Origin of the sequence: Lelliottia sp. AC1, assembly GCF_023278595.1 — a bacterium.
Taxonomy (GTDB): Bacteria; Pseudomonadota; Gammaproteobacteria; order Enterobacterales; family Enterobacteriaceae; genus Enterobacter; species Enterobacter nimipressuralis.
This window is the reverse complement of record NZ_CP025699.1, coordinates 996,637-1,022,716: the sequence shown is the minus strand read 5'-3', so window position 1 is coordinate 1,022,716 and position 26,080 is coordinate 996,637. Positions and strand designations below refer to the sequence as shown.

General features: G+C 55.2%; 27 protein-coding genes. 6 read left to right on the top strand and 21 right to left on the bottom strand.

The features are described from left to right. Positions 1–38: 38 nt before the first annotated feature. From ppnP to C0560_RS04770, 5 genes are all read right to left on the bottom strand, one after another. Positions 39–326, bottom strand: coding sequence for a pyrimidine/purine nucleoside phosphorylase (ppnP, locus tag C0560_RS04790; protein ID WP_100777447.1), 288 nt, complete (start codon positions 324–326; stop codon positions 39–41). Between the two features lie 71 nt (positions 327–397). Then, on the bottom strand, positions 398–1,075 hold the full coding sequence (locus tag C0560_RS04785) for an AroM family protein (RefSeq protein WP_100777448.1): 678 nt from the start codon (positions 1,073–1,075) through the stop codon (positions 398–400). A gap of 238 nt (positions 1,076–1,313) precedes the next feature. Then, positions 1,314–1,505 carry a protein YaiA gene (gene yaiA / locus C0560_RS04780; RefSeq protein ID WP_100777449.1) on the bottom strand — a complete coding sequence of 64 codons (192 nt, stop codon included), beginning with the start codon at positions 1,503–1,505 and terminating at the stop codon, positions 1,314–1,316. Between the two features lie 44 nt (positions 1,506–1,549). Continuing rightward, entirely contained in the window at positions 1,550–2,074 is a 525-nt protein-coding gene (gene aroL / locus C0560_RS04775) for a shikimate kinase AroL (protein WP_102104321.1), read from the bottom strand. Positions 2,075–2,344: 270 nt separating this feature from the next. Continuing rightward, entirely contained in the window at positions 2,345–2,803 is a 459-nt protein-coding gene (locus C0560_RS04770) for a YaiI/YqxD family protein (protein ID WP_248859737.1), read from the bottom strand. 97 nt (positions 2,804–2,900) lie between these two features. On the opposite strand from C0560_RS04770, the gene proC reads away from it, so the two are divergent. Then, complete coding sequence (gene proC, locus C0560_RS04765; RefSeq protein WP_100777452.1) at positions 2,901–3,710, top strand: pyrroline-5-carboxylate reductase; 810 nt, start codon at positions 2,901–2,903, stop codon at positions 3,708–3,710. 16 nt (positions 3,711–3,726) lie between these two features. Here the strand turns inward: proC and adrA are convergent, their stop codons facing one another. The 6 genes from adrA to C0560_RS04735 all read right to left on the bottom strand — a co-directional run bounded on the left by adrA (position 3,727) and on the right by C0560_RS04735 (position 9,419). Next, on the bottom strand, positions 3,727–4,842 hold the full coding sequence (gene adrA, locus C0560_RS04760; protein WP_181827400.1) for a diguanylate cyclase AdrA: 1,116 nt from the start codon (positions 4,840–4,842) through the stop codon (positions 3,727–3,729). Between the two features lie 89 nt (positions 4,843–4,931). Next, positions 4,932–5,252, bottom strand: a complete 321-nt coding sequence (psiF, locus tag C0560_RS04755) for a phosphate starvation-inducible protein PsiF (protein ID WP_194512858.1) — start codon at positions 5,250–5,252, stop codon at positions 4,932–4,934. A gap of 92 nt (positions 5,253–5,344) precedes the next feature. Further along, positions 5,345–6,760, bottom strand: a complete 1,416-nt coding sequence (phoA, locus tag C0560_RS04750) for an alkaline phosphatase (protein WP_123429401.1) — start codon at positions 6,758–6,760, stop codon at positions 5,345–5,347. A gap of 96 nt (positions 6,761–6,856) precedes the next feature. Further along, positions 6,857–7,117: an anti-adapter protein IraP gene (iraP, locus tag C0560_RS04745; RefSeq protein WP_100777456.1), complete on the bottom strand. Its 261-nt coding sequence runs from the start codon at positions 7,115–7,117 to the stop codon at positions 6,857–6,859. A gap of 237 nt (positions 7,118–7,354) precedes the next feature. Then, positions 7,355–8,566 (bottom strand): multidrug efflux MFS transporter, encoded by a 1,212-nt coding sequence (locus C0560_RS04740; protein ID WP_194512860.1) that lies wholly within the window; start codon positions 8,564–8,566, stop codon positions 7,355–7,357. 169 nt (positions 8,567–8,735) lie between these two features. After that, a complete protein-coding gene (locus C0560_RS04735) occupies positions 8,736–9,419 on the bottom strand; it encodes an extensin family protein (RefSeq protein ID WP_100777458.1) in 684 nt (227 codons plus the stop codon). 108 nt (positions 9,420–9,527) lie between these two features. Between C0560_RS04735 and ddlA the strand changes: the two genes are divergently transcribed. Beyond that, positions 9,528–10,628 carry a D-alanine--D-alanine ligase gene (gene ddlA, locus C0560_RS04730; protein ID WP_123429443.1) on the top strand — a complete coding sequence of 367 codons (1,101 nt, stop codon included), beginning with the start codon at positions 9,528–9,530 and terminating at the stop codon, positions 10,626–10,628. Here the strand turns inward: ddlA and C0560_RS04725 are convergent. Further along, a complete protein-coding gene (locus tag C0560_RS04725) occupies positions 10,625–10,861 on the bottom strand; it encodes a DUF2754 domain-containing protein (protein WP_102104328.1) in 237 nt (78 codons plus the stop codon). The two genes, ddlA and C0560_RS04725, sit on opposite strands and share 4 nt — an antisense overlap. A gap of 249 nt (positions 10,862–11,110) precedes the next feature. On the opposite strand from C0560_RS04725, the gene C0560_RS04720 reads away from it, so the two are divergent. Then, complete coding sequence (locus tag C0560_RS04720; protein ID WP_100777460.1) at positions 11,111–11,413, top strand: DUF2755 family protein; 303 nt, start codon at positions 11,111–11,113, stop codon at positions 11,411–11,413. A 3-nt stretch (positions 11,414–11,416) separates the two neighbouring features. Here the strand turns inward: C0560_RS04720 and C0560_RS04715 are convergent, their stop codons facing one another. From C0560_RS04715 to C0560_RS04705, 3 genes are all read right to left on the bottom strand, one after another. Beyond that, on the bottom strand, positions 11,417–12,517 hold the full coding sequence (locus C0560_RS04715; protein WP_123429404.1) for a DUF1615 domain-containing protein: 1,101 nt from the start codon (positions 12,515–12,517) through the stop codon (positions 11,417–11,419). Between the two features lie 14 nt (positions 12,518–12,531). Continuing rightward, positions 12,532–13,752 carry a peptide antibiotic transporter SbmA gene (gene sbmA / locus C0560_RS04710; protein ID WP_102104331.1) on the bottom strand — a complete coding sequence of 407 codons (1,221 nt, stop codon included), beginning with the start codon at positions 13,750–13,752 and terminating at the stop codon, positions 12,532–12,534. 114 nt (positions 13,753–13,866) lie between these two features. Continuing rightward, the gene (locus tag C0560_RS04705; RefSeq protein ID WP_100777463.1) at positions 13,867–14,400 is read right to left on the bottom strand and encodes an isochorismatase family protein; all 534 of its coding nucleotides are present in this window, start codon (positions 14,398–14,400) and stop codon (positions 13,867–13,869) included. A 204-nt stretch (positions 14,401–14,604) separates the two neighbouring features. On the opposite strand from C0560_RS04705, the gene ampH reads away from it, so the two are divergent. Next, the gene (ampH, locus tag C0560_RS04700; RefSeq protein WP_100777464.1) at positions 14,605–15,762 is read left to right on the top strand and encodes a D-alanyl-D-alanine-carboxypeptidase/endopeptidase AmpH; all 1,158 of its coding nucleotides are present in this window, start codon (positions 14,605–14,607) and stop codon (positions 15,760–15,762) included. A 5-nt stretch (positions 15,763–15,767) separates the two neighbouring features. On the opposite strand, the gene C0560_RS04695 is transcribed toward ampH, so the two are convergent. After that, positions 15,768–16,394, bottom strand: coding sequence for a helix-turn-helix domain-containing protein (locus C0560_RS04695; RefSeq protein ID WP_248859736.1), 627 nt, complete (start codon positions 16,392–16,394; stop codon positions 15,768–15,770). A gap of 94 nt (positions 16,395–16,488) precedes the next feature. After that, positions 16,489–19,263, bottom strand: coding sequence for an autotransporter outer membrane beta-barrel domain-containing protein (locus tag C0560_RS04690; RefSeq protein WP_248859734.1), 2,775 nt, complete (start codon positions 19,261–19,263; stop codon positions 16,489–16,491). Positions 19,264–19,739: 476 nt separating this feature from the next. Between C0560_RS04690 and hemB the strand changes: the two genes are divergently transcribed. Both hemB and C0560_RS04680 read left to right on the top strand, forming a co-directional pair. After that, a complete protein-coding gene (gene hemB / locus C0560_RS04685; protein WP_100777467.1) occupies positions 19,740–20,714 on the top strand; it encodes a porphobilinogen synthase in 975 nt (324 codons plus the stop codon). 130 nt (positions 20,715–20,844) lie between these two features. Then, entirely contained in the window at positions 20,845–22,545 is a 1,701-nt protein-coding gene (locus C0560_RS04680; RefSeq protein ID WP_248859732.1) for a lysophospholipid acyltransferase family protein, read from the top strand. Between the two features lie 78 nt (positions 22,546–22,623). On the opposite strand, the gene tauD is transcribed toward C0560_RS04680, so the two are convergent. From tauD to tauA, 4 genes are read right to left on the bottom strand one after another with little or no spacing between them, the layout of a single operon-like run. Beyond that, a complete protein-coding gene (tauD, locus tag C0560_RS04675; RefSeq protein WP_123429407.1) occupies positions 22,624–23,475 on the bottom strand; it encodes a taurine dioxygenase in 852 nt (283 codons plus the stop codon). Then, positions 23,472–24,299 (bottom strand): taurine ABC transporter permease TauC, encoded by an 828-nt coding sequence (tauC, locus tag C0560_RS04670; protein WP_181827390.1) that lies wholly within the window; start codon positions 24,297–24,299, stop codon positions 23,472–23,474. Before tauC ends, tauD begins: the two co-directional genes overlap by 4 nt. After that, positions 24,296–25,063, bottom strand: coding sequence for a taurine ABC transporter ATP-binding subunit (gene tauB / locus C0560_RS04665; protein ID WP_102104338.1), 768 nt, complete (start codon positions 25,061–25,063; stop codon positions 24,296–24,298). Before tauB ends, tauC begins: the two co-directional genes overlap by 4 nt. A gap of 12 nt (positions 25,064–25,075) precedes the next feature. Further along, positions 25,076–26,038, bottom strand: a complete 963-nt coding sequence (gene tauA / locus C0560_RS04660; protein WP_095280932.1) for a taurine ABC transporter substrate-binding protein — start codon at positions 26,036–26,038, stop codon at positions 25,076–25,078. Positions 26,039–26,080: the final 42 nt, after the last annotated feature.

The window sequence follows — 26,080 nt, the reverse complement described above, 5'->3', positions numbered from 1 at the left end:
AGCAGGCCGGGTCAGCGTCTACGCTACCCGGCCTTTTTTTATTTCAGATAACGGCACAGATAGGAGGTTGGCTCTGCAACCTGCAGGTTGAACTCGCTGTGGCCAGGGACGTTGAAAACTTCTCCGGCGGTGTACGCCTTCCATTCGGTTTCGCCAGGCAACAGCACGTTCAGCGCGCCGCTAATCACCGTCATCTCTTCAGGCTCTGCGGTACCAAAGGTATATTCCCCTTCAGCCATAACGCCCACACTGGCACGGCCAGTACTGCTGCTGGTAAAACCAATGGATTTCACTTTACCGGAAAAGTATTCGTTACTCGAAAGCATGAACTGGCCCTTATGTCTTTGGATAAAAATCCACTATAGGGGCCATCCTCCGTGCCTGTCACGCAAAATCATCAGGCCAGTAATTCAGACGCCAGACGGGTTACCAGAACGTTCGAGAGCAGCACCGGTACATCGAGGGCTTTTTGCAACAAATCACGATGTCGCTGATGAAAACCGAGACAATCGAGCATCAAAACGTCGGCGCCCTGCTCCAGCAGTTCACGTCCTGCCGAAATCAGTTTGGCTTCGCTATCCCAGATCGGGTTTGCCAGGGCAAACAGCGGCGGTTTTTGCAGGACTTTCCACTTCGCTATCTGGTTCTCCAACAGCTCTGCAATCGGCACGATTACCCCGACCTGATGCCCGTCGACAATCGAGGCCACCAGCGGAGGGATAATCCGCATCGGTTCAAGGAGGATAGCGTTTCGCGCCATAAGACCCGAAATCGGGGCGGTGCTCATTAACAGAATGACGTCATATCCTTGATTATCGAGCACTTCGATCACGCCCTGTAAAGCACGCTCGATTTTGTGATGTGAAACATGCGCGAGTTTACCGTCGCTTAACAATGTCGGCAGGGTCACCTCATTATCTGCAGGTGCGTAGTCTTCCATGACCTCTTCCCGACTCATCTTGCCGAGCAGGCTAAGATGGGTGATTTGCTGTTCGGAGACATGCTCAGTTAAGAGCGGTAACACTTCGCTGACAGGGACCACCCCGATGGTGAGGATCGCCAATGTTGCCTTCATCGTTTTCGCCTTTCTTCACTACCATTGCGATAATACAGGCACAAGCTCAATACGCTGCGCGGTTCTTGTTTCAGCTTAAACAGGTCAAAAGCGTAGCAGCATATCCCTACACCGAAATGTAAAGATCCAACGCCCGGTCTGAATCTCACTGTAATAACTAAATATTAACCCCCACTTAACATTCACGCTGAGTTAAAAGTGTGATTCAGGCACGGTTGTTATCGATTTCAGATTTGTATCAGGACTTTTCAGGATCTTCGTAGCGGCGCTTGGCATCCAGCGCTTCCTGCTCAGTTTCATGTTCGCTGATCAGGGAGTCCGGCTTTGGGTGGTCTGCACGCAGTTGATACCAGGTTACGGTTTGGGCACCGGTGCCTTTTTCAATAGTGACAATGCGCGCTTCACGTGGGTATGGCGGTCTGGTTGGCATAGTTCATCCTTTTTTAACGGCTAAACTATGAGTATAGACGCCTGCTAGCTGGCGCAAGCCAAACGCAGGGCGGTAACAATCTGATTTACGACCTGTTCCGGCGACTGTGCGGCGTCGATCACGTGGTGCGCCGCTTCGCGATACAGGGCGTCGCGCTCGGCGAGGATCTCGCTCACCTCTTCGCTGATTGGTTTCCCGGTCAGCGTCGGGCGTTGCCCCTCTTCCGGGAATGCTTCCAGGCGCTCCACCAGCGTAGATACGGGCGCGCACAGGTAAATCACAATCCCTTTCTCGCGCATAAACTGGCGATTACGCTCTGCGAGGATAATGCCGCCGCCGGTAGCAATGATGGTCGACGGTGCGGTTACCGCTTCCAGCGTGTCGCTTTCACGCGCGCGGAAACTTTCCCAGCCTTCTTTTTCGACAATCTCGGCAATGGTCTGGCGGGCCTGAGTTTGCAGCCAGTGATCGGTATCGACAAACTGGCTCTGACTGACACGCGCCAGTTCAAGGCCGACGGTCGTTTTACCGCAGCCACGGGGGCCAACTAAAAAGATGGGTTGGGTCATAGCCAGGTGTTCCCCTTGATACCGCATGGTTGCGGTGTGTAATGTCGAAAAACGAGCAATAATACCATTAAACTAGTACGCAAGGTAACTGTAAAAATAGGATTACAACAAGATTATGTTTGTATGACAGAGAGCGTCTGGCGTGCTTTTAACGCTTGTTCTCTGTAAAGAAATTATTGCATGAGCGGGTACGTCAACTTTACTGTAAAGCACCAGGCGATGACAACCCTGCGGTTGCCACACTATATCACAAAACAGCAATGCTTATCATTACGCAGTACGGCGCTTCACTTCCATCAGCCATTTATCCAGCTCGGCCGCGAACTGCTGGCGGTCACGCTGCGAGAGCGAATCCGGCCCACCGGTCTGCACACCGCTGGCGCGCAGGGTATCCATAAAATCACGCATGGTCAGTTTTTGGCGGATCGTCGCCGGTGAGTAGCGTTCACCCCGCGGATTCAGCGCCGCTGCGCCCTTCTCCAGCACCTCTGCCGCCAGAGGAATATCGGCAGTAATCACCAAATCCTCAGGGCTGCACAGGCGTACAATTTCGTTATCCGCCACGTCAAAGCCGGCCGGAACGCGCATTGAACGGATAAATTTCGACGGCGGAATACGCAGATTCTGGTTTGCCACCAGCGTTAGCGGCATCTGCACGCGCTCAGCCGCGCGGAATAAAATCTCTTTAATCACATTCGGACACGCATCCGCATCCACCCAAATCGCCATAGTTTCTCCCCTGGATGACATTGGTGGCTATTGTCGCCTGCTTTTCGTTGTTAAGCTATAAATCAGAACTCACAACGGATAATAACGGAGAGACGTGATGGACAAAAAAATCGGTTTTATCGGCTGCGGCAATATGGGAAAAGCCATTCTCGGCGGTCTGATTGCCAGCGGTCAGGTATTGCCAGGGCAGATTTGGGTCTATACCCCGTCACCGGATAAAGTTGCCGCGCTGCATGATGAATACGGCATTAATGCCGCCGAAAGCGCACAGGATGTCGCACAAATTGCCGACATCGTCTTTGGCGCCGTTAAACCTAACATCATGATTAAAGTGCTGAGCGACATCACCTCCAGTCTGAACAAAGACACGCTGGTGGTCTCCATCGCGGCAGGCGTGACCCTCGATCAGCTGGCACGCGCCCTGGGCCACGACCGAAAAATTGTTCGCGCGATGCCAAACACGCCGTCGCTGGTCAATGCGGGAATGACCTCCGTGACGCCTAACGCGCTGGTAACAGCAGAAGACGTGGCGGATGTGCTGAACATCTTCCGCTGCTTTGGCGAAGCGGAAGTGATTGCCGAATCGATGATCCATCCGGTGGTGGGCGTTAGCGGTTCCGCGCCTGCGTATGTGTTCATGTTTATCGAAGCGATGGCCGATGCCGCCGTGCTCGGCGGAATGCCGCGCGCCCAGGCTTACAAATTTGCCGCGCAGGCGGTAATGGGCTCCGCCAAAATGGTGCTGGAAACGGGCAAACATCCAGGCGAACTGAAAGACATGGTTTGTTCACCGGGCGGCACCACCATTGAAGCCGTGCGCGTTCTCGAAGAGCGCGGATTCCGCTCGGCGGTGATTGAAGCGATGAATAAGTGCATGGAAAAATCAGAGAATCTCAGCAAATCCTGATGACGCGCGCCGGGCGTCAGGCTGCCACTTCGGTGCGGTTGCGTCCGGCATTTTTCGCTTTGTAGAGCGCCACATCGGCGGCTTTTAGCCACTCGCGATAATGGCCAAATTCAGGCGTTAACGTTGCCACACCAACGCTTATCCGCAGTCGTACCTGCGGCGCGCAGGCTAGCGTTAAGGTTGCCAGCCGCTCATGGACACGCGACATGGCCGCAATGGCACTCTCCGCTGGCGTGCCGCTCATGATCACCGCAAATTCGTCACCACCGAAGCGCCCGATAAGATCCCCGGCGCGTAGCGCTAATTGCAATTGTCGGGTGACGGCAATGATCGCCTCATCGCCCACATCATGCCCCCAGGTATCGTTGATACTCTTGAAATGATCGATATCGATAATCAGGATCGCCGCCTCGCGATGGCTGCGCCGACAGGTGTCGTATTCATTACGCAATAAAATTTCCCAGTGACGCCGGTTAAATACGCCGGTCATACCGTCACGGGTGCTCATCAGCTCCAGGCGGCGCTTGTGCTCTGCCAGACGGATGGCGGTCTGATAGCTGACCCAGGCAAAGTAGATCGGGTAGAGAACCATCGCCGGCAGCGCCAGCCAGAGTTCCTGCGAAGAGAGGGTAAAGGTGGGGGAGACGCCGGTGAGTTTCAGGGTGATCAGGGCCGCAATAATCGTCATGGTTGCACCAGCCGTGAACAATTTGACGCCCCCTGCCCCCATCAGATTCATGCCTATCATTATTGTCAGTGCCGCCGTGGGAAGTACATTCAGCCCCATCAGCCCCATCCAAATTCCCGCCATAATGGCATCGACTTTCAGGTTCTTTATTTCGCTGGCTCGCGGATCGGCGGCGCGGTAAGCCAACTGCCAGGCGAGATGTGGCCAGACAAACGCCCAGCCCACCAGCACCAGCCACCAGAGGCCAGGCGGAGACTGAGCGACCAGCGCGCCTGCGACAGGGAAAAACATCGCCGCTAACCCGAACATCCGCGGCAGTCTTACCCGCCGGGCAAATCGGATTCCGGAACGATGGTGGTCATCCTGAGAAAGGTTCTGGGGCCACTCTTCTCGCGTGACGTCTTTATTGTAAAAGTTATCGTCATTCATAATTTTTGGGAACATTCTGAAACATTTCCCAAATTATAGAGACGGGTGTTGTGGGGAAAGTATGAAATTTCGGGTGAGCCGCTGGCACCGCTCACCCGTTAGGACTACGCGGATTTCTTCAGGCAGGCGCTCATAAATTTACTGCGGTCTTCCCCTTTCAGGGATTGCTGCGTCGCCAGGCCGTTACATTCGCGCATCTTTTGTTGCTGCGGCGTGAGGCTCTTTTCGCCCGGTTTCGACGAACTGTTTTTCAGGCAATCGCTCATGTACGTTTTACGCGCATCGCCTTTCAGCGTCTGGGCTGTCGCCTGTTGATTACAGGTGGTCATCCGTTGCTGCTGTGGGGTGAGCGTTTTATCGGCGGCGGACGCCACAGACATCAGGAGCAGAGAAGAGAGCAGGGTTACAGTAAGAGTCAGTTTCATAACACCATCCTTTTGTGAAGGTTCACAGTAAGTCTGGTTCGTGGCGGGAAAAATACCACCCGACGGAAGGGGATTTCCGCCGGGCGATCGCTTTATTTCAGGCCAAGAGCGGCTTTCATGGTGTAGAACAGATCCGTTTGATCCGTCAGCCCGACCACATTTGCCGCGTGCGGGCCATACGCCGCGATGCGCAGCTGTGTGCCGGTATGTTCCATGGAATCGCCTTCGGAGTTGCCATAGCTCATCACCATTACCGCACCGTCTTTGGTGTTCAGCGCCTGAGTCAGGCCTGGCGCTTTGGTATCGGGTGCCACGATCTGGCTGGCGTGCGCATGGTCAGCGGTCACTACCACGAGGGTGTTGCCATCTTTCTTCGCGAACGCCAGCGCTTTCTGCACGGCTTCATCAAGATCGACGGTTTCGCCAATCTGACCGCACGGATTTGCCGCATGATCCTGTTTATCAATCGACGCGCCTTCAACCTGCAGGAAGAAGCCCTTCTCGCCCTTGCTCAGCAAAGTGATGGCTTTGTCGGTCATCTGCGCCAGCGTCGGAACGCTGTCATCGCGTTTCGGGTTTGGCGTGCAGGTCACCGCCGGTTTGTCGATGTTGCCGTGGTAAGAAGCTTTTGGCCCTTCCCAGCGCACCGGCATGTTGCCGTCCGAGAACAGGCCGAGCAGCGGCTTGTCCTGGCCCGCTTCGGTGATCGCCGCCAGAGAAGCGGCATCGCTCACCAGCTGATAACCCCGCGCCTGCGCCTGTTCACGCAGAGTTTTGCCCTGCCACTCCCCGGCCGTCGCGGTTTCCGCGAATGTTTTCGCCCCGCCGCCCAGCGTCACATCGGCGCGGGCATTCAGCAGCTGTTCGGTGATGGAGCCTTTGCCGCCCTTTTCCAGCGCATTGGTCGGGCATTTTTCGCTGGTCACGGACGGGCCGTAGCATTTACGCGACGTCACATGCGCCACCAGCGCCGCTGGCGTTGCATCCTGCAGTTCAGCCGTTGAGACGTTACCTGTCGCAAGGCCAGCCGCCTTCGCCATCTCCAGAATGGTCTGGTGATCCTTTTCGTGAATATCGACGCCCAGCGCGCCGTTATAGGTTTTCACGCCCGTGGTCCACGCCGTGGCGGAGGCCGCCGAGTCGGTGACGTAATCAGGCTTACCGGTTTTTTTATCCAGCGCATAGTGGGTGTATTGTCCGGTCAACGGCAATGCGTCAATACCTTTAAAAAAGCCACCGGCCCCTTCGGCATAATTTCGCGCGGCGGTGATTTCGGAATCGCCCATCCCATCACCAATCAGCAAAATAATATTTTTAGCCGGTTTATCATTTAGCGATGCACGCAGCGCTTCGGTTTGATCTTCTGACAGACGGCGTGCGCCGCCCGGCTGCGTGATATCTCCCTGAGCCGCGCGATTATCCAGCACCTGGGTATTCGTGGTGTCGGCATAAATGGCAGGGGTAAATAATAAAGGCAGTAATGCGATGAAAAGTGCGCTCTGTTTCACTTTATTTCTCCATGTACAAATACATAAAAATAAACAGAGCGACTATAGGCACAACTTATGACAATGCTATGACAGGTTTTTAGATTCTGTGACAGATTAACTACGAGGATGCCGCAACAGCTTTTTTACGTATTGCTGTAGCATTTCGCTATCCTGAATCGGCACTTGAGAGTCGGGCCTGGCATCCTCCAGCGCGCCCTCAATACTTCGGATCAGCGCCTGCTGATCGGTCTGCGCCATTTGCCGTAAAAGGGCCGTGACGACGATTTCTAACGCTTCAACCTGGGCAACCAGTTCTTTTGACTCTTCTTCCTTTTGGGCAAGCTTAACCAGCAACTCTGCAATGAGATTTTTCATCGTGCTATTTCCTTATCAGGTTTTTGCTGACGGTATCATTACGGTTGATTATTGCAAAGAGGCGAAAAGTATTATCTTTATGAAAAAACACGCTATGTCGCAAATAACGATGATTTATCGTCAGCGAAACGTTTTGCTATTATAAAAACTGATTGCGTGGCAGCAAAATAGTAGAAAGCAGGCGCCATTATTTTTGATAACAGCGCCTGTTGTGGGTTAATACATAATATATCTTCTTTACGTCGCGATATTCGCCAATTTCTGACGGCGACGGCGTAATGCTATCGCGAGCTGGATAACGTTCAGTAACACCACCACTGCCGTAGCGGCAAATACCCAGCGGAATCCGGCCATCGCGGAAACGGTCGCGCCCATTAACGGACCTGCGACATTCCCCAGATACATAAATGACTGGTTATAACCAAAGATACGTCCGGTGACCTGATCGCTTGAGTATTTCACCAGCAGGGTTTGTACCGCAGGCAGCATCGCCCCATCGGCAAATCCGAGCAGGAAGCGCAGCACGCCGAGCTGGAACGGCGAGGTGACGAAGGACATCGCGAAAAACAGCACCACGGCGATAATCAGGGTCGCCATTAATATCCGCGCCGTACCGATACGATCCCCGAGCTTACCCAGCCGTGGGGCAGAGATCAGCGCGGAAACGCCTGGCACGGCGGCGATCATGCCGCTCAGGAACGCAATATTGTTGCTGTCCGGCGCCATGGATTTGATAAACAGCGCCAGAATCGGGCCGATGGAACCGTTGCACAGCTGAATCACCAGCGTTGTCACAAAAAGGCTGATCATCAGGCCGGGGTAGGGCAGCGTGGCAAAAACCGCTTTACCGCTCAGGCGATCGGCTTTGCTGACCGTCGGGCGCACGCCCTCTTTAATGAGGAACAAGGTCACCAGAAAACTCACCATCAGCAGCATCGCGGTAATGAAAAACACCGCGCGCAAGCCGACGTGGTCAGCCAGAAAACCGCCCATCAGCGGACCGCCAATGACGCCGCTGATTTGCGCGGTCGAGAGTGTGCTGATCGCCCAGCCGCTGCGCTCGCGCGGAACCTGCGACGCCACCAGCGCCATCGCGTTAGGAATATAACCGGACGTCAGCCCCATCAGGCCGCGCAGGAGAAAGAGCTGCCAGACGTTAGTGGCATAGGCCTGCAGCAGGATGGCGATCGCCATCCCCAGCGAGGCGCGCAGGAGCATCAGCTTGCGCCCTTTGCGATCCGCAAGGCTGCCCCACATGGGCGAGACAATGGCGGAAACCAGGAAAGTAATACTGAAGGTCAGACCCGACCACATCGACAGCGCTTCGTGGGACGACACGCCGAGCTGGGAGACATACAGCGGCAGGAAGGGCAAAATCTGGCTGATCGCAAGACCGGTGAAAAAACAGCCAAACCAGACCGATATAAGGTTGACTTTCCAGGATTCCATAACAGGCAAACTCTTCATTTTTAGGCGAATTCGCCGACAGATTAGCAAGTTGCGTCACATCACGTAGCGCCAGAGGTGCGGCCGCGACAACTTTGGTGTTTTATCTCCCCAGTCATCATATTTGTGAAACAAGTCACAAATCATCCACTTTTTGGTGGTGAATTATGCTTTAACGGCAGAGGCCAAAACCGCGCATTCCAAGGTGAAAATGGTTGGCGTGCGCCGCGTTATACTCCGGCCCAAGCCCGTTACCGTAGTAATCACAGCTGGCGCTCAGCAGCGCGCGCAGCCAGGGCTGTGTTTTGTCGTTGCGCCAGCCGCGCAGCACCGTCACCCGCTCGCCGTCTGCCAGCTGAAACGCGCTGATATCGAGCGCTTCGGCGCTGGCATGTTCGCTGCGACGCGCATCAGGCCGGTTGTAGATATTGCGACAGGCAAAGCTGCCGAGATGCTCCACGCGCGTCAACGGGCTGCCCATCATCGTCTGAGTGAGAGGTCGGGCCTTTTGATGGATAAACAGGGCGGAACTCAGGGCCAGCGGGCAGCTGGCGATAAAGCTGCTGCTCAGGGAGACCGGGCCGAAACTGCGCACCCGTACGACGCCGTTGAGCGGGCACTCTCCGGCGCTGTCCGCCAGCGCCTGGGTCTGGATGAGCTGTTTTTGATTGGCCTGCTCCAGCAGACTGACACAGGCTTCGGGCGTCAGGCGACGCAGCTTAAACTGGCTGATTTTCCCCGGCGGATCGTCGAGCGAAAGCGGAGTAAACGGGTTGTAATACGACGGCAGCCAGCGATAGCCCATCACCGCCGCGCCCACCACAATCAGACAGACCAGCACACTTTTCCCTCGCACAATCACTCCTCGTGAATAGCTCAAAACATTATGGCAGAAGGCGGCGAAACCCACAGAACATCGTGGTATGTTATGGCCTTTGATGAGTCAGACTGGAAGAAAGTGAAGATGGCGAAGCAGCGGGTAGGAATTGTTTTTGGGGGAAAATCGGCAGAACACGAAGTGTCGCTGCAGTCGGCCAAAAATATCGTTGATGCGATTGATAAGAGCCGTTTTGATGTCGTACTGCTGGGGATTGATAAGCAAGGCCAGTGGCACGTCAACGATGCCAGTCAGTATCTGCTGAACGCAGACGATCCGGCGCATATCGCGCTGAATCCATCAGATATCAGCGTTGCAACCGTTCCGGGCGTCGTGCAGGGCCAGCTGATTAACGCGGGGAATGCGCAAGCGCTGTCGCAGATTGACGTGGTTTTCCCGATTGTACACGGCACCCTGGGCGAAGACGGTTCCCTGCAAGGGATGTTGCGTATGGCGAACCTGCCGTTCGTCGGCTCCGATGTCCTTGGCTCTGCGGCTTGCATGGATAAAGACGTGACCAAACGCCTGCTGCGTGACGCCGGGCTGAACATCGCGCCGTTTGTGACGCTCACGCGCGCCAATCGCCAGCGCTACACCTTTGCCCAAATCACTTCTCAGCTCGGCCTGCCGCTCTTCGTAAAGCCGGCGAACCAGGGCTCTTCCGTTGGCGTTAGCAAAGTGACCAGCGAAGCACAGTTCACCGAAGCCGTGCGTCTGGCGTTTGAATTTGACCACAAAGTGGTGGTTGAGCAAGGGATTAAAGGCCGCGAGATCGAGTGCGCGGTGCTGGGCAATGATTTCCCGCAAGCCAGTACCTGTGGCGAAGTGGTGCTGAACAGTGATTTCTACTCGTACGACACCAAGTACATCGATGATAAAGGGGCGCAGGTAGTGGTCCCGGCGGTGCTGGATCCGGAAATCAATGACAAGATCCGCGCTATCGCGATTGAAGCCTATCAGGCACTCGGCTGCGGCGGAATGGCGCGCGTTGACGTGTTCCTGACGGCAGAGAATGACGTGATCATCAATGAAATCAATACGCTGCCAGGGTTTACCAATATCAGCATGTACCCGAAACTGTGGCAGGCGAGCGGTATCAGTTATCCGGATTTGATCACCCGCCTGATCGAACTGGCGCTGGAGCGTCATGCCGCTGACAGCGCCCTGAAAAGCTCCGTAAACGGTTAATCCGCTTTTTCGGCGCTCTCGACCGTTTCCGTCGTCGGCTCTTCAGGTCGACGGCGGATAATAAAGCCCGCCAGCCAGAAACTGATCACCCAGGTCACCAGCCCCACCGCATAGGTTTGCCAGCCTTTCGCTTCAAATCCCAGCAGCCCAACAACACCGTTAAGAATAAAAATCAGGCCAATCGCAAAGGCGTAATAATGCCAGTCACGGCGTAGTTTGGCAGACAGCTTCATGGCAACTCCGGCAGAATAAAAAGATATCCTCTCACAGTTTTCTCATGCGGTCTGTGGCGGATGCGGAAAATCTTAAATGCGTCGCAATTTAACTTAAGTCAGCAAAATGTGATGTAAGACATAAATTGCTAAACCAGGAGCATTCCCTGGCCCAAATTACCACGATTCTGATATTGACAAATGCTATGACCTGTCAGACTCACCTTGTATGACTGGCACATTGCCAGAATGAAATAGGGGGAGGTTTTTATGGCAGACTTTACACTGGCGAAGCCGATTTTTGGTGGCAAAAAACCGAGAACCTCCACGTCCGGCAACATCGCCTATGCCCTGTTTGTGCTGTTCTGTTTCTGGGCGGGGTCACAGCTTCTGAATATGCTGGTGCATGCACCGGGCGTTTATGAACACCTGATGCAGGTCCAGGACACAGGCCGACCGCATGTCGAAATTGGTTTGGGTGTCAGCACCATCTTCGGATTGATTCCGTTTCTCGCAGGCTGTGCCATCCTCGGTGTGATAGCCCTGGTGCTGCGCTGGCGCCGTCATCACTGACGTTTAGTTCAGTGACATACAGCGAGCCCGACGATCGTCGACGCGTTTCGCGAACCACGCCGTGGTGAGATTGCGCGTGATCTTCGGGCTTTCAAGCTGAATGCCCGGCAAAACTTCTCTCGGCAACGCGTTGCCACTCTTCTGCTCCGCCAGCTTAAACACCTGCTGATAAAGTTCCGTTTTCTCAAATGCCAGGCTGTCCCCTTTCTCCAGCTGACGGCGGATCTCGCTGTTGCTCATGTCCAGTTTGATCGCCAGTTTGCGCACCGCCTGCTCGGTTGTGCCCGCCTCGCTGCTGCCGTAAGCAATCAGATCGCCATCCAGTGCCAGCTTCGCGCCCGTCGCGCGGTTTACCGCATTCTGGAAAGCGGCGTTACGGCTGGCATACCAGCCCGCGTTGAAATCAGCAAAACGATACAGCGGGGCGCTGTAGTTGGCGGGATAATTCAGCAGATGGTAAGTGCCGAACCACAGCCCACCGCGCAGAGAAAACACCTCCTGGCGCACCGTACCGTCGATTTCCCACGGATAGCCGCGGGTATGTTTCTCGGCAAAGTCGATGCTGACCTGCATCGGGCCGCCCGTGTGCACCGGATTCAGCGAGCCAAACAGCTTCTGCCCCATCGGCACCATATCGATAAAATCATCGAAAATGGCGCTCAGCTGTTTCTCGGTTTTCACCGTATCCAGCCGCTCGCTGTAGCTTTTGCCGTTAGGCGAGGTGATTTTGAGCGCCGTGTGGACGAGGAACACCGGGATGTGCATTTTTTCTGCCCGGCGGTCTATCTCCTTCCAGGCAATTTTGTTAAGCCCAGGCACCGCCGGATCGGACTGGTACATGGACTCTTGCTGCGCCACCGCCAGCACCGAGCAGATATTCTCCTCGGTCGGGGCAATCTTCTGGCTCTCGAAGGTTTTCGCCAGCACGATTGCCCAGTCGTCGCGATCTTTGACGCTGGCGGGCATTTTCTGACGCACCACGCTTGCCACATCAACAGGCTTTTCGCCCTTTTTCAGCGGCGCGGCACCTTTGTCGGCGCATCCGACCAGCACGAGAGCGGCCAGCAGTGATAAGGGTAACGCGCGTGGTACGGCAAATGGCATAGCAACTCCCTGTTTTAACCTAATGTGTTGGTCACTTCCTGCAAGTTCTGGTCGTCCAGCTCGCGTTCGAAACTGCGCAGACGTTTATAGATGGACATCAGCTCAACCAGCGTAGTCCATGATGCAATCAAATACTGGAACGAACCGCGAACCTGACCGAAAACGTTGGTGATCTGAGTCATCAGACCGAGCGTAATCGTACCTGCCACAATCGACGGGAACAGCAGGAACAAACCGAAAACGTTATCAACCTGCAAATATAAGATGCGGGCGATGTTGAAATACATGTAGTGGAAATAGAGGCGGAAGTAGTTGCGACGCACCGCGCCAAACAGCTCGCGAACGGTCGGTGGTGAGGCGCGTTCAGGGTCGTCTTCCCCGTAGACCAGCTCTTTACGGTAGGCGGCTTCCACGCGCTGGTTTTTGAACTCCAGCCCCGGCAGTTTTATCCCAACAGCCGCCAGAAGCCCGGTCCCCATCAGCGACCAGACGATAGCCGCAATCACCAGGCCATAAGGCAGATGGCCGACAATCGGCAGCTCCGGAACGTGCGCGGAGAGCGTGACGAGCACCGGCAGAAACGCGATGAGGGTCATGATGGCGTTGATAAAGCTCACGCCCATATCTTCCAGCGTGGAGGCAAAACGCATCGTATCTTCCTGCACACGCTGCGCGGCACCCTCGATATGACGCAGCTGCTGCCAGTGCGCCATATAGTGTTCGTTCATCGCGGTACGCCAGCGAAAGACGTAGTGGCTGACGAAGAAGTTATTCATGACACCGATAATGACGGCGATCAGCGCGATGCCGAGGAAAATCCCGACTTCATGGTAGAACTGATTGATGGTGACTTTGTGCGGGGAGCTGAGCGCGGTCTGAATCAGATCGTAGAACGGCGCGTACCAGGCGTTGACCGCAACGCCGACCTCCACCAAAAACCAGGTGACAAAGATGATTAGCGCTGTGCCGAGAATCGACCAATACTGCCAGCGATGCGGCGCATAGCTGAACCAGAACAGGGCAAACAGCCCTACGCACAGCGCATAGTAGGCGTAAAACAGCAGATAGCTGAGGGACCAGAAGCGCGCCGCGCTGATAGGCACATCGCCCGTTGCGCCGGTTATGCGCTCAATCCACGCACCGCCGCCCGCCTGCCAGAAAATGACGGCGATCAGCGCCCAAATAAACGCCGAGAGAAAAAAGGGTCCCGGCTTTGGGAAAAAAGACTTAAACATGGTGCTTCCTTCTTGTTGTTATGGCGTTGCTGTGTTCAACAAAATACCACACGAAAAACCCGCCACGCGCCGCTCACCGGCGCGTGCAGAAAAAATAGACCTGTGGTTTATAGGTTAGTTCGCCTGCCACCCGGCAAGAATTGTTTCGGTGAGTTTCACGGTGGGCGCATTACCCGGTGCGCTAAGGGTGCCCCAGACCTCGTTATAGTGCTTAATCAGCACCTGCGCCTCGGCCGCCGGGCGATGTGCGGTGGTATGCGCATCTTCCGCCACCGTGATGTGATAGCCCCGGCTCACGCCATTTTTGAGGGTGGTGTCCACGCAGTAGTCGGTTGCACACCCGCAGATGACGAACTGCTGAATACCGTGTTCTGTTAACAATGCTTCGAGCTGAGTGCGATAGAACGCATCGCAGGCGGTTTTGGTGACATAAAACGCCCCCGCTGGCTGATGCAGTTCAGGCAGCAACGCAAAACCTTCGCTCCCCTCCTCCAGTCCACCCGCTTCGATGTGCTGAATAAATATCACCGTATCGGCGGCGTGCGTAAGCTGATTGATTCGCGAAACGCATTGTTCGCGTTGAATACGAGGCGTCGCAAACACGCCCTGCTGCATATCGACCACCATCACCACACGTTTTTCAGCCATCACCGTCTCCGAAGAATTGAGTCATACCAGCCCCTATCATAAGCCCGATGTCACAAAACAGGAGACTGATTGCAACGAAATTGTTCTTATTTACCCGTGGTTACGTTTTTCCCGCTATCGTTATGCAATTCGGCCCTTTGCACCGCGCCGTTTAGTAGTATAAATACGCATTACTTCTTTCATTCACTTCATGGATGCTTTTCGTTGAAACGTTGTCTGCTCTCCTTCGCCGCGCTGTGTGCGGTGAGCCTAACGTCTGTCCAGGCTGCCCAGCCGCTGACGGCACCTGTTTTCGCTTCTGATATCGCGGACCGCTACGCCAATCTTATCTATTACGGCAGTGGCGCAACGGGTATGGCGCTGGTCGTGATTGATGGTAATCAGCGTGTGTTTCGCAGTTTTGGTGAAACGCGTCCTGGCAGCAATGTCCGTCCACAGCTTGATTCGGTCATTCGCATTGCCTCTTTGACCAAGCTGATGACCAGTGAAATGCTGGTGAAGCTGCTCGATCAGGGCGTGGTCAAACTCAACGATCCCTTAAGCAAATACGCACCACCAGGGTCGCGCGTGCCTTCTTATCAAGGTACACCGATTACGCTGGTGAATCTGGCGACGCACACCAGCGCCCTGCCGCGTGAACAGCCCGGCGGCGCGGCGCATCGCCCAGTGTTCGTCTGGCCGACGCGCGAACAGCGCTGGACCTACCTGACAAACGCCACGCTGAAATCCGCGCCTGGTGCTCAGGCCGCCTATTCGAATCTGGCGTTCGATCTGCTGGCCGATGCGCTGGCGACGGCATCAGGAAAACCTTATACCCAGCTGTTTGAAGAGCAGATCACACGGCCCTTAGGGATGAAAGACACCACCTTTACGCCGTCTCCCGATCAGTGCAAGCGCCTGATGGTGGCGGAGAAAGGGGCAAGCCCGTGTAATAACACCCTGGCAGCGATTGGCAGCGGCGGAGTTTACTCCACGCCCGGCGATATGATGCGCTGGATGCAGCAGTTCCTCTCGTCCGATTTCTACGCCCGCAGCAATCAGGCCGATCGCATGCAGACCCTGATTTATAAACGCAATCAGCTTCATCGCGTGATTGGGATGGATGTCCCAGGCAAAGCCGATGCGCTGGGCATGGGCTGGGTCTATATGGCACCAAAAGATGGACGTCCGGGTATTATTCAAAAAACGGGCGGCGGCGGCGGATTCATCACCTATATGGCGATGATTCCGCAGTCAAATGTCGGTGCGTTCGTGGTGGTCACCCGCTCGCCAAATACCCGGTTTATCAATATGAGTGATGGGATCAATAATCTTGTGACCGAACTGAGCGGAAATAAAGCCCAGGTCGTTCCCGCATCCTGATCGAATTAATATTCTGCGGGCAAACGGTTGATGCTAACCAGTTTGCCCCGGTTCATATTAATATAATTCCCCTGCCGTAAAGCCGACAACACCTCCGCCACAACGGAACGCGAAATACGCGTGCTGCGCTGAATATGATTCATCACACCAATTTTAGAGCGCAGGGTTTCATCCCATTCCGCCATATCCAGCAGCATGGCACGAATCTGACTGTAGGAGTTATTTCCGACCAGCTGCATATCCCGCTTTTCTAATATTCGGTTTATCCATGACAGCCAGCAAAATGCGTCATGCCAAAGATGAGATTGCTGAATAAGTTGACGGGCAGTGGCGGCCGGAAGATAAAAACCACTGCAGGATGAGTGTGCCGCCATCGTATATTCCTGCTGATGTTCCATCATTCCAGCCGTGAGGCCAAGAATGAAAGGGGTCGTCACTATTCCGAGGAGAAGATCGTCGGGCCGACGATGGATTGACACTATTCCCGTCTGTATGACAAAGGTATGTTGTTCTTTATCGAAGCATTCATGGTAAATAATATTATGCGCAGAGGCTTTAAAGGGTGTGCTCTCGGCTTTCAGACATTGCTCGAGCCGTTTAAATTCAGAAAGGGGTTTCGCATCAGGATTCATACAGACCTCAAGCTATCCTTACTTATCGGTGCTGTTTCATTATTGTCGTTATAGTTAAAAACGCGGGGAGAGGAACCTCCCCGCGATTCAGGCATTACCAGGTGTATTTCACACCCAGGTTTGCGCCCCAGTTTTGGTCAACATCACCGCCACCGAGGTAATTAGCTTCCGTATAGGTGCTGAAGTTTTTGGTGAAGCTGAACTGAGTGCCCAGACCAACACGCACAGCAGACCCTTTCACGCCGTTGTCGATGATGTCGCCGTTGATATCCGCATCGTTGCTTGCATCGTCATAAACGTATGCCAGCGTGAAGTGCGGAGTCAGTGCCTGCTCGCCACCGTAGTTGAAGGTATAGCCCGCATCGATACCTGCTTCGTAACGCATGCTGTCGTATGACTGACCGTCCATACGCATGTCGTTGCTCAGCTGATAATCGTCGCCAGACTGGAACAGCCCAGACACAGCGGCGTACGGCGTGACATAACCAGAAGTATTTGGTTTCCAGTCGTAGCCCAGTTTCAGACCGAAGCCCCAGGCATCCGTGGTGGTGTTACCGTCCACATACTGGCCGTTGCTCATGGTTGCAGAGAGATCGTTATTGAAGCGGGTATAGCTCAGTGAGCTATCAATAAAGACGTTGTTAGCAAAGTACGCGGATGAGTAGATCATCGCCGTCTGGCTATCCTGATCAACCTGACCAGAATGATCGCTCACGTCGCCTTTCGCGAAGCCTGCTGCCCCCCCCAGGATCCATTTGGCGTTATTGCCGTCAATCTGCGTGTCCAGACCGACCATTACGCCGTTAACATCCTGATCGTAGCTGATTTCGCCGTTATCGCCGTCGAAGTTGCCACCGAAGTAGCTCACCCACGCGCCGCCTTTGTCTGCCAGGCCATGACGGCTGTTGGTCAGACGGTTACCCACGGCATCCTGCTCCAGGTTCCAGATATTGGTATTTGCAGAAGGAATGCTGAGCGCCATGTTCGCGTAGTCAGTCAGCTCTTCCTGATGCAGCACCACGCTGTCGCCCTGCTGCTGCGCCTGGTAGGTGTAAGCGCCCAGATCGGCTTTGTTGGCTGCGGTGAAGGTCGCCTGGGTGTCTGCATTGTTGTCATAGACGCGAATGACTTCATTGCCTTTATAGTCAGCAATGGAACCTGCACCCGTCGCATTGTCGATACGCACTTTGTAGTTACCTGCGGCTTCGCCGTTCACCGCCAGGTGACCGTCGGAGTTCAGTGCAACCACGCCGTAGTCGTAATCGGCTTTGCTCTTATCGTTGGTAATGTAACGAGCGTTGTTCAGATCGGAATTCAGCACGTAGTCACGGCTCGCCACGTTCAGCACACCGCCATCCGTCAGCACCATGTTGTGCGTATCAACCTGACCCAGACCAAGCGCCAGTTCCGCACCGTTATCCACGGTAATGGTGTTGGCATACAGCTCAGCGGTCTCTTCCGTCAGCGCAGCCTGGCTGTAGCTGTCGAGATAGAGACTGTTTGTTGCCACGCCACCGCTATCGCCAATATTCAGTGATGAGCCGTTGGTGAGGGTGATGCTGTCAGCCAGCAGGCCAGAGTTTTCAACATTGACCTGTGACTGGTTTTTTACCGCCAGCGTGTCGATGTTGGAGAGCTTACGCGTATCCCACTCAGACGCGTTGTCCAGAGTGATGTTAAACAGGCCGCTCTGATAAACCTCTTCACCGGCGACATGGGCGTTAGTATCGAAGGTAGAATCTGGCCAGATACTATTTGGTGACAGCGTGGTCCAGTCAACGCCGGTATAACCCAGACCGTACATCTGTGCAGTACCGATAGCTTCAACGCTGGACTGTGCTGCGCCAACCCACTTACTGCCGTTGGTTAAGGTCACATCCAGTTTATCGGTGCCATCCCAGCCGTTGGTGGTTGGGTTATAGACGCCATCGTCTGTCGTATCCGTCGCCGGATCGCCGTTCTCAAAGAAGTTGTTATCGAAGGTGCTGGAGAACAGGATGTCGCCTGTAACGGTGGAGTGATCAAACGTCGCGGTGGTCTGCATGGCGTTGTCTGCACCGCTTGATGCAACGATCAGCGCTGCATCGTCCGCTGCTGTGGCATTGGTTTCGCCATAGTCACTCGGCTTCGCACTTTGGCCATAAAAACCGTTGGTCCCCAGATCGCTGTAAGCACCGGAAGTCAGTACGGAATCTTTCACCACCAGCGTATCCGTAAAGACATGGTTGCTATTGGCTACACCTTCGACGTCATCATAAGGCGTATTATCAACCTGCTGATAACCCTGAGTCAGGGTAATACCCGCAACGTGGGAGTTATTCTGGATAACAATATCGGATTCAGTGTCCAGCGTAATGGCATTACCTGCGGCATAGGTATCGAGATAATGGGTTTCGGTTTTATCACCATTCACAACGTCATAAGCATAATGCTCATAGGTATCATTGATGGTGGAATTATCTACCGTCAGGCTGAAACGATCGTACTGAGAATGTGTCGTACCGTCCGCATCTAATCCCTCTGCGCAGGTGTCAGACTTGCACTCAGAGGTGATCATTCCATTGATGGTGCTGTTTGAAATGCTCAGCGCATTGGCACGACCCCCCACACCATCGTCCAGATAGTACGTGGAAATAACGCCATTCACGGTGGATTTATTGATGACAGGATAAATATCGCCATCGTGGCTGGCGTCTGAATATCCCCAGTCTGCATACCCGTCAAACCAGGGGGTAGAGACCGTGTTGTCATAGCCGAAGGTATTATATGTTGTACCGGAAATGTCCTTAGCATTAGCCTGAGAAGCGATAGCCAGCGTGCAGGCTAATGCAATTTGAGATACGGCGAGTTTCTTTTTCCATGTTTGCATTGAGTCAATCCCTCCTCAGGGACGTAAGCAAGTTTGTCCGTAAAAACACAAGTGCAACTAAATATCGTGCGGTGGGAATTATGCGACCTCACTTCAAAAAGGTTCAATGAATGATTCCATTAAGTCCGTATCCAGACAAATAACAAAAAGAGTTCTGCAGATATAAATAAGAAATTATCAAAGCGTCATAAACACAATGAATTACACGCGTTTTCAACCATGTTAATTAATATATTTACGCCCAATGAAATATGTCAGAAAAATAGGAATGGCAGCACTAAGAAATATCATGAATAAATTAAACGCTTTGCTCAGGTTACTTTCAAATAGAGAATAACCGGATGCCCTTGCTCTGGTGGCAACATTTTTCCCTGCACTTCTCACCGCTTTTCTAACAAAACCACCACTTTCGTAAAACAGCGAACGGTAATATCAGGTACAATATGCGCTATTGTTCTACAGACATCAGGCATCCCATGACCGATTTAATTGCACGTCCCCGTCGCCTGCGCAAATCCCCCGCGCTGCGCGCTATGTTTGAAGAGACAACACTCAGTTTGAACGATCTGGTGTTGCCGATTTTTGTTGAAGAAGAGATCGATGACTACAAAGCCATCGATGCCATGCCGGGCGTAATGCGCATTCCGGAGAAACACCTGGCGCGTGAAATTGAGCGCATTGCCAACGCGGGCATCCGCTCGGTGATGACCTTCGGGATCTCGCACCACACGGACGCCACCGGCAGTGATGCACTGAAGGAAAACGGTCTTGTGGCGCGCATGTCGCGTATCTGCAAAGAGGCCGTGCCGGAAATGATCGTCATGTCCGACACCTGTTTCTGCGAATACACCTCTCACGGCCACTGCGGTGTGCTGTGCGATCACGGTGTGGATAACGATGCCACCCTGATTAACCTCGGCAAGCAGGCCGTCGTTGCTGCCGCAGCCGGCGCGGATTTCATTGCGCCTTCAGCGGCAATGGACGGTCAGGTGCAGGCGATTCGTCAGGCGCTGGACGCGGCTGGATTCACCGATACCGCAATCATGTCCTACTCCACCAAATTCGCCTCATCGTTCTACGGCCCATTCCGCGAAGCGGCTGGCACTGCCCTGAAGGGCGATCGCAAAACCTATCAGATGAACCCACTCAACCGCCGCGAAGCGATCCGCGAGTCTCTGCTGGACGAAGCCCAGGGTGCCGATTGCCTGATGGTCAAACCCGCCGGGGCTTACCTGGATATCCTGCGCGACATCCGCGAGCGTACCGAGCTGCCGCTGGGTGCCTACCAGGTGAGCGGCGAATACGCGATGATCAAATTTGCCGCGCAAGCGGGTGCGATCGATGAAGAGAAAGTGATCCTCGAAAGCCTGGGCGCGATCAAACGCGCGGGGGCAGATCTGATCTTCAGCTACTTCGCGCTGGATCTGGCCGAGAAGAAAATCCTGCGCTAATGCCCCCATGTGCCGGGTGGCGGCTTCGCCCTGCCCGGCCTGTTCCTGTCCCTACGAAACTTCATCAAACTGCCATACAAACGACATCGGGTGCTTCTACTGTCTCGGCAAGACGACAGGAGAAACCATCATGTTCAGTCTCGATAGCGTTCTTGACGATCTCTGGCCTCAGGCGAAACCCGCCCCCTGGCAAAAAAGCCTGTTAAAAAAGCTGTTCTACGAAGACGAGTTCCAGCAGTTCGCCGCCCGACACCGCCACCTGAAAGGGCTGGATATGGTGGAGCAGATTCTGGAACATCTGGATATTCTCTGCACACTCTGCGCACGCGACCTCGAACAGATCCCCGAATACGGCCCGCTGGTTATTGTTGCCAATCACCCTACCGGCACGCTGGATGGTCTGGCGCTGCTGTATGCGGTTTCCCGCGTACGTCGCGATGTGAAAGTGGTCACCAACCGAATGCTGACGCACCTCGAACCCCTCAGCTCGCTGTTTATCCCGGTGGACAACATGGGCGGAAAAACGGCGAAATCGTCGCTCGTGCAGATGGAAAACCACCTGCAAAACGCAGGTGTGCTGATCTTTTTCCCGGCAGGCGAAGTCTCACGTCCGACCCGCAAGGGTATCCGCGATAAAAAGTGGCATTCTGGCTTCATCAAACTGGCCAGCAAACTGCGCGCGCCGCTGCTGCCCGTTCATATTCAGGCACATAACAGTGTGCTGTTTTATGCCTCCACGCTGATCTCACCGACACTTTCGCTGCTGCTGTTAATGCAGCAGATGTTCCGCCGCCGCCACAGCACCTTACCGATAAAAATCGGCCAGCAGATTGCCTGGAGCCACTGGTTCAGTTCAACCCTTTCACCCCGTGACATGGCCGAGCAATGCCGCCAGCACGTGATGCGTCTTGGCAAGGGATTGCCGGGGAGGTTCAAAACCCAGTGCGCTATCGCCCGCCCGGAAGATCGAGCCACGCTAAAACGCGAGCTGGCGCTGGCTGAATGCCTCGGTAAAACCGCCGATGGGAAAGGGATTTATCTCTGGCAACGCAACGGACAAGAAGATGCGCCCCTGCTGCGCGAACTGGGGCGTTTACGTGAGATCGCCTTTCGCGCCGTGGACGAGGGCAGCGGTAAGCGTCGCGACACCGACAGCTACGACGATGATTATCTGCATCTGATCCTGTGGGATGACGAAGAGCTGGAAATTGTCGGCGCCTACCGCTTTATCCCCACCGCAAAACAGCTTGCGCATCGCGGGCTGGACGGTCTGTACAGCTACAGCCTGTTTCATTACGACGACAAAATGCAGGACGTGCTGGAGCACGGCATCGAGCTTGGCCGCAGCTTTATTCAGCCGCGCTACTGGGGCCGCCGTGGACTGGACTATCTATGGTCAGGGATTGGGGCTTATCTGGCGCGTTACCCGCAATATCGCTATCTGTTCGGTCCGGTGTCCATCTCCGGTGGGCTGCCTCCTGCCGCGCGCGATCTACTGGTGGCGTTTTACCGTCTGTGGTTCCCGGCCAGTCACCCGTTGGCCGCCTCCCGCCAGCCCTATCCGGCATCATTGCCCGATGTGCTGGCGCAGTTTGGCGGCGTGAATTACGTCGAGGATTTAACAAAGCTCAAGTCATTGCTCGGGAATCTGGGCTGCGGTATTCCCCCGCTCTACAAACAGTATTCCGAACTGTGTGAGCCAGGCGGCGTGCAGTTTATCGATTTCGGCAGCGATCCGGCGTTCAACAACTGTGTGGATGGGCTGGTGCTGGTGGATTTATGCTATCTGAAGGCGAACCGGTATCAGCGGTATATTGAGGCACATCTTTAACTTTTTTGCCGGGTGGCGGCCTCCGCCTACCCGGCCTGTAAATCACAGGGCGGGAAAGCATTGCGCCACCCGATACCATCACGACGCGCGATAAAATGGCTTATCGCCCAATATCGTCGCCCGCTGCATTATCCTGCGCTGCGGCAGATAATCAGCATTGGCGTAATGCTGCGTCACACGGTTATCCCAGATCGCCAGATCGTTTTGCTGCCAGCGCCAGCGCACCTGGAACTCCGGCTTCGTCACATGTGCAAACAGGAACCCTAACAGCGCCTCGCTCTCTTTCTGGCTCAAATCCACAATTCGGGTGGTAAAGCCTTCGTTGACAAACAGCGCCTGCTTGCCCGTGACCGGATGCGTGCGCACCACCGGATGCAGCAACGGCGGATGTTTCGCGACCGCCTCCTGCCAGCGCTGGTGCTCTTCTTCCGTTTTGCGGTACTTATATTCCTGGAACGATTTCTTGAAATCGTGCTCCGCCCGCAAACCGCTCAGCAGCTGTTTAAGCGGCGCCGACAGCGCCTCAAAGGCGGCAATCCCACTGGTCCATAAGGTATCGCCCCCGGTTTCCGGCAGCAGCTTGGCCGCCAGAATCGCCCCGGCGGGCGGCGTTTCGATAAACGTGACGTCTGTGTGCCAGTTGTCGTTATCCGGTGGATTATCGTTATGGGTATCCAGCACGATAATTTCTTCCACCCCTTCCGCGTGCGGATAGACCGGGTGAATATGGAGATCGCCAAAACGGAGTGCCAGGGCGCGCTGCTGCTGCGGCGTGACCGCCTGCTCGCGCAGAAAGACCACCTGATGGCGCAGTACCGCGTGGTACAACTGCTCAAACTGGTTATCACTCAGGGGGCGCGTCACGTCGAGGCCCGAAATCTGCGCGCCGATATAAGGTCCCAGCGGGGTAATGGTCAGACGTTCACTCATTGTATCTCTCCATGCCAGGGCGTCAGGCGACGCTGTAACGCGCGCAGCCCCAGTTCTAAACTAAAGGCAATCACGGCAATGACCGCGATCCCTGCCAGTACCACATCCGTCGCCAGAAATTCGCCTGCCGACTGCACCATAAAGCCAAGCCCGCGCGTTGCGGCAATCAGCTCTGCCGCCACCAGCGTCGACCAGCCCACGCCTAAACCAATGCGCAAACCGGTTAAAATCTCCGGCAGTGCGCCGGGTAAAATCACAAACCACAGCACCTGTGCGCGACTGGCTCCCAGAGACTGCGCCGCGCGGATCCGCACCTGCTGGGCGCTCTTTACCCCCGCCAGCGCCGACATGGCGACGGGGGCAAAAATGGCCAGATAGATCAGCAGGATCTTTGAGGTCTCACCGATACCAAACCAGATCACCATCAGCGGCAGATAGGCCAGCGGCGGCACCGGCCGATAAAGCTCAATCAGCGGATCGAGGATCCCGCGCACGGTCGGGCTTAGCCCCATCGCAATCCCCACCGGAATACCGACGATCACCGCCGCCAGCAACGCCACCAGAATGCGGCCCAGGCTCGCCGCCAGATGCTGCCATAAGGTCGCATCCATAAAGCCTTGCGGACCGGCGATGGAGACCAATTTCGTCAACACCTGACCCGGCGGGGGCAGAAACAGCGGGCTAACCCACTGCTGCGCCGCCACCGCCCACCATATCGCCAGCAACACCAGCAAGGTGCCTGCGCTCAGGGTGATCTGACGTGAAAACGGCCAGCGGAGGGTGAAACGTTTTCCGGCCCGTTTTTCGCTAAAAACAATGCTCATGAGAACGCCTCCCGCTGCTCAAATACACGGCTCAACACGTATTCGCGCTGAGCAATAAAGTGCGGATCGGATTTGATGCTGCGCACCGGTTCCCCTGCCACGTAGCGGCGGGCAAAGTCCAGCGGCAGACGCTCCAGCACGCGGCCCGGTCCCGGTGACAGCAGCACCAGTTCGGTGGCCATAAACACCGCCTCTTCGATATCATGCGTAATCAGCAGCACCTGCTTACCCGTTTCGTGCCACAGGCGCAGCAGCAGGGTTTGCATCTGCTCGCGGGTGAAAGCATCCAGCGCGCCAAACGGCTCATCCAACAGCAACAGCTGCGGATTGGCTGCCAGCGCACGGGCAATACCGACTCGCTGACGCTGGCCGCCCGAGAGCTGCCAGATGAAGCGTTTTTCCGCCCCTTCCAGCCCCACTTTTTTCAGCATCTGGCGCGCCGTCTCAAGACGCCCGGCACGCTCGGCTCCCGCTAATTGCAGACCGAAGGCCACGTTCTCCTGCACGTTGCGCCAGGGCAGAAGCCCTTCGCTCTGAAAGACCACGCCGCGCTCGGCGCCGGGGCCTTCCACACGTTTACCTTCCAGGTGAATGGTGCCGTGCTGATACGGAACAAACCCGGCGATCAGATTGAGCAGCGTGGTTTTCCCGCAGCCGGAAGGCCCAAGCACCACCAGAAGCTCACCGCTATCCAGCGTCAGATTGATATCGTCTAGCGCAGGTTTCCCGCCGTAGCTGGCGGACAGGTTTGTAATTTGCAGCATCACGGCCTCCCGTTACTTCACAAAACGATCGGTCACGAACTGGCTGTAATCCGCCGCCACCGCAGGTACTTTGCCCTGCTCTTTCAGGAACCCGGCAGTATCGACAATCGCTTTATTCACTGGTCCCGAAAGCTGCTGCACCTGTTGCGCAGGCGTCAGATAGGTGTTGCCCTTCACCAGCCCCGGCACGTCGGATTCAGGCACCCCACTCAGGCGCGAGAGTTTTTCCAGATTGGCAGGCTGTTTCAGCCACTCATCCGGATTTTCGATATAGGGCTGTTGGGCGTCGATGGCACTTTTGGCGAAGGCTTTCACCACCTCAGGATGTTTCTCGGCGAAATCCTTGCGCACCACCCAGACGTCCAGGGTCGGCGCGCCCCACTGACCCACTTTTTCCGAGTCGGTCAGCACGGTGCCGTCTTTTTCCAGTTCGTTGACTGCCGGTGCCCAGACATAGGCCCCGTCAATATCCCCACGCTGCCAGGCGGCGATAATTGCCGGCGGCTGCAGGTTCAGAATCTGTACCTGACCCGGCTTGATCCCCCAGTGTTTCAGGGCTGCCAGCAGGCTGTAGTGGGTGGTTGAGATAAACGGCACCGCAATGCGTTTACCGATCAGATCTTCGGGCTTCGTGATATTTTTCTTCACCACCAGCGCTTCGGAATTGCCGAGCTGTGAGGCCAAAAGAAACACTTCAATCGGCACCTGCTGGCTGGCCGCCACGGCCAGCGGGCTTGAGCCGAGATTACCGATCTGCACATCACCCGACGCCAGCGCCCGCACGATGCTCGCGCCGCTGTCGAACTTGCGCCAGTCGACTTTTGCCCCGCTCTCTTTGGCGAAGGTGTTGTCTGCCTGCGCGACTTTCGCCGGTTCAGCGGAGGTTTGATACGCGACGGTCACATCGACCGCCTGCGCCTGAAATGCCCACAGCGCCAGTGCGCCGAGTAATGTGATACGCGATGAAATTGCCATAATGTCTGCTCCCCTCTCTTGTTATGGGAGCAGTATTTCTGG

Excerpts from the sequence above, each read along its gene's own strand:
- ppnP (WP_100777447.1), bottom strand. The coding sequence starts at position 326 with ATGCTTTCGAGTAACGAATACTTTTCCGGTAAAGTGAAATCCATTGGT.
- C0560_RS04785 (WP_100777448.1), bottom strand. The coding sequence starts at position 1,075 with ATGAAGGCAACATTGGCGATCCTCACCATCGGGGTGGTCCCTGTCAGC.
- yaiA (WP_100777449.1), bottom strand. The coding sequence starts at position 1,505 with ATGCCAACCAGACCGCCATACCCACGTGAAGCGCGCATTGTCACTATT.
- aroL (WP_102104321.1), bottom strand. The coding sequence starts at position 2,074 with ATGACCCAACCCATCTTTTTAGTTGGCCCCCGTGGCTGCGGTAAAACG.
- C0560_RS04770 (WP_248859737.1), bottom strand. The coding sequence starts at position 2,803 with ATGGCGATTTGGGTGGATGCGGATGCGTGTCCGAATGTGATTAAAGAG.
- proC (WP_100777452.1), top strand. The coding sequence starts at position 2,901 with ATGGACAAAAAAATCGGTTTTATCGGCTGCGGCAATATGGGAAAAGCC.
- adrA (WP_181827400.1), bottom strand. The coding sequence starts at position 4,842 with ATGTTCCCAAAAATTATGAATGACGATAACTTTTACAATAAAGACGTC.
- psiF (WP_194512858.1), bottom strand. The coding sequence starts at position 5,252 with ATGAAACTGACTCTTACTGTAACCCTGCTCTCTTCTCTGCTCCTGATG.
- iraP (WP_100777456.1), bottom strand. The coding sequence starts at position 7,117 with ATGAAAAATCTCATTGCAGAGTTGCTGGTTAAGCTTGCCCAAAAGGAA.
- C0560_RS04740 (WP_194512860.1), bottom strand. The coding sequence starts at position 8,566 with ATGGAATCCTGGAAAGTCAACCTTATATCGGTCTGGTTTGGCTGTTTT.
- ddlA (WP_123429443.1), top strand. The coding sequence starts at position 9,528 with ATGGCGAAGCAGCGGGTAGGAATTGTTTTTGGGGGAAAATCGGCAGAA.
- C0560_RS04725 (WP_102104328.1), bottom strand. The coding sequence starts at position 10,861 with ATGAAGCTGTCTGCCAAACTACGCCGTGACTGGCATTATTACGCCTTT.
- C0560_RS04720 (WP_100777460.1), top strand. The coding sequence starts at position 11,111 with ATGGCAGACTTTACACTGGCGAAGCCGATTTTTGGTGGCAAAAAACCG.
- C0560_RS04715 (WP_123429404.1), bottom strand. The coding sequence starts at position 12,517 with ATGCCATTTGCCGTACCACGCGCGTTACCCTTATCACTGCTGGCCGCT.
- sbmA (WP_102104331.1), bottom strand. The coding sequence starts at position 13,752 with ATGTTTAAGTCTTTTTTCCCAAAGCCGGGACCCTTTTTTCTCTCGGCG.
- C0560_RS04705 (WP_100777463.1), bottom strand. The coding sequence starts at position 14,400 with ATGGCTGAAAAACGTGTGGTGATGGTGGTCGATATGCAGCAGGGCGTG.
- C0560_RS04695 (WP_248859736.1), bottom strand. The coding sequence starts at position 16,394 with ATGAATCCTGATGCGAAACCCCTTTCTGAATTTAAACGGCTCGAGCAA.
- C0560_RS04690 (WP_248859734.1), bottom strand. The coding sequence starts at position 19,263 with ATGCAAACATGGAAAAAGAAACTCGCCGTATCTCAAATTGCATTAGCC.
- hemB (WP_100777467.1), top strand. The coding sequence starts at position 19,740 with ATGACCGATTTAATTGCACGTCCCCGTCGCCTGCGCAAATCCCCCGCG.
- C0560_RS04680 (WP_248859732.1), top strand. The coding sequence starts at position 20,845 with ATGTTCAGTCTCGATAGCGTTCTTGACGATCTCTGGCCTCAGGCGAAA.
- tauD (WP_123429407.1), bottom strand. The coding sequence starts at position 23,475 with ATGAGTGAACGTCTGACCATTACCCCGCTGGGACCTTATATCGGCGCG.
- tauC (WP_181827390.1), bottom strand. The coding sequence starts at position 24,299 with ATGAGCATTGTTTTTAGCGAAAAACGGGCCGGAAAACGTTTCACCCTC.
- tauB (WP_102104338.1), bottom strand. The coding sequence starts at position 25,063 with ATGCTGCAAATTACAAACCTGTCCGCCAGCTACGGCGGGAAACCTGCG.
- tauA (WP_095280932.1), bottom strand. The coding sequence starts at position 26,038 with ATGGCAATTTCATCGCGTATCACATTACTCGGCGCACTGGCGCTGTGG.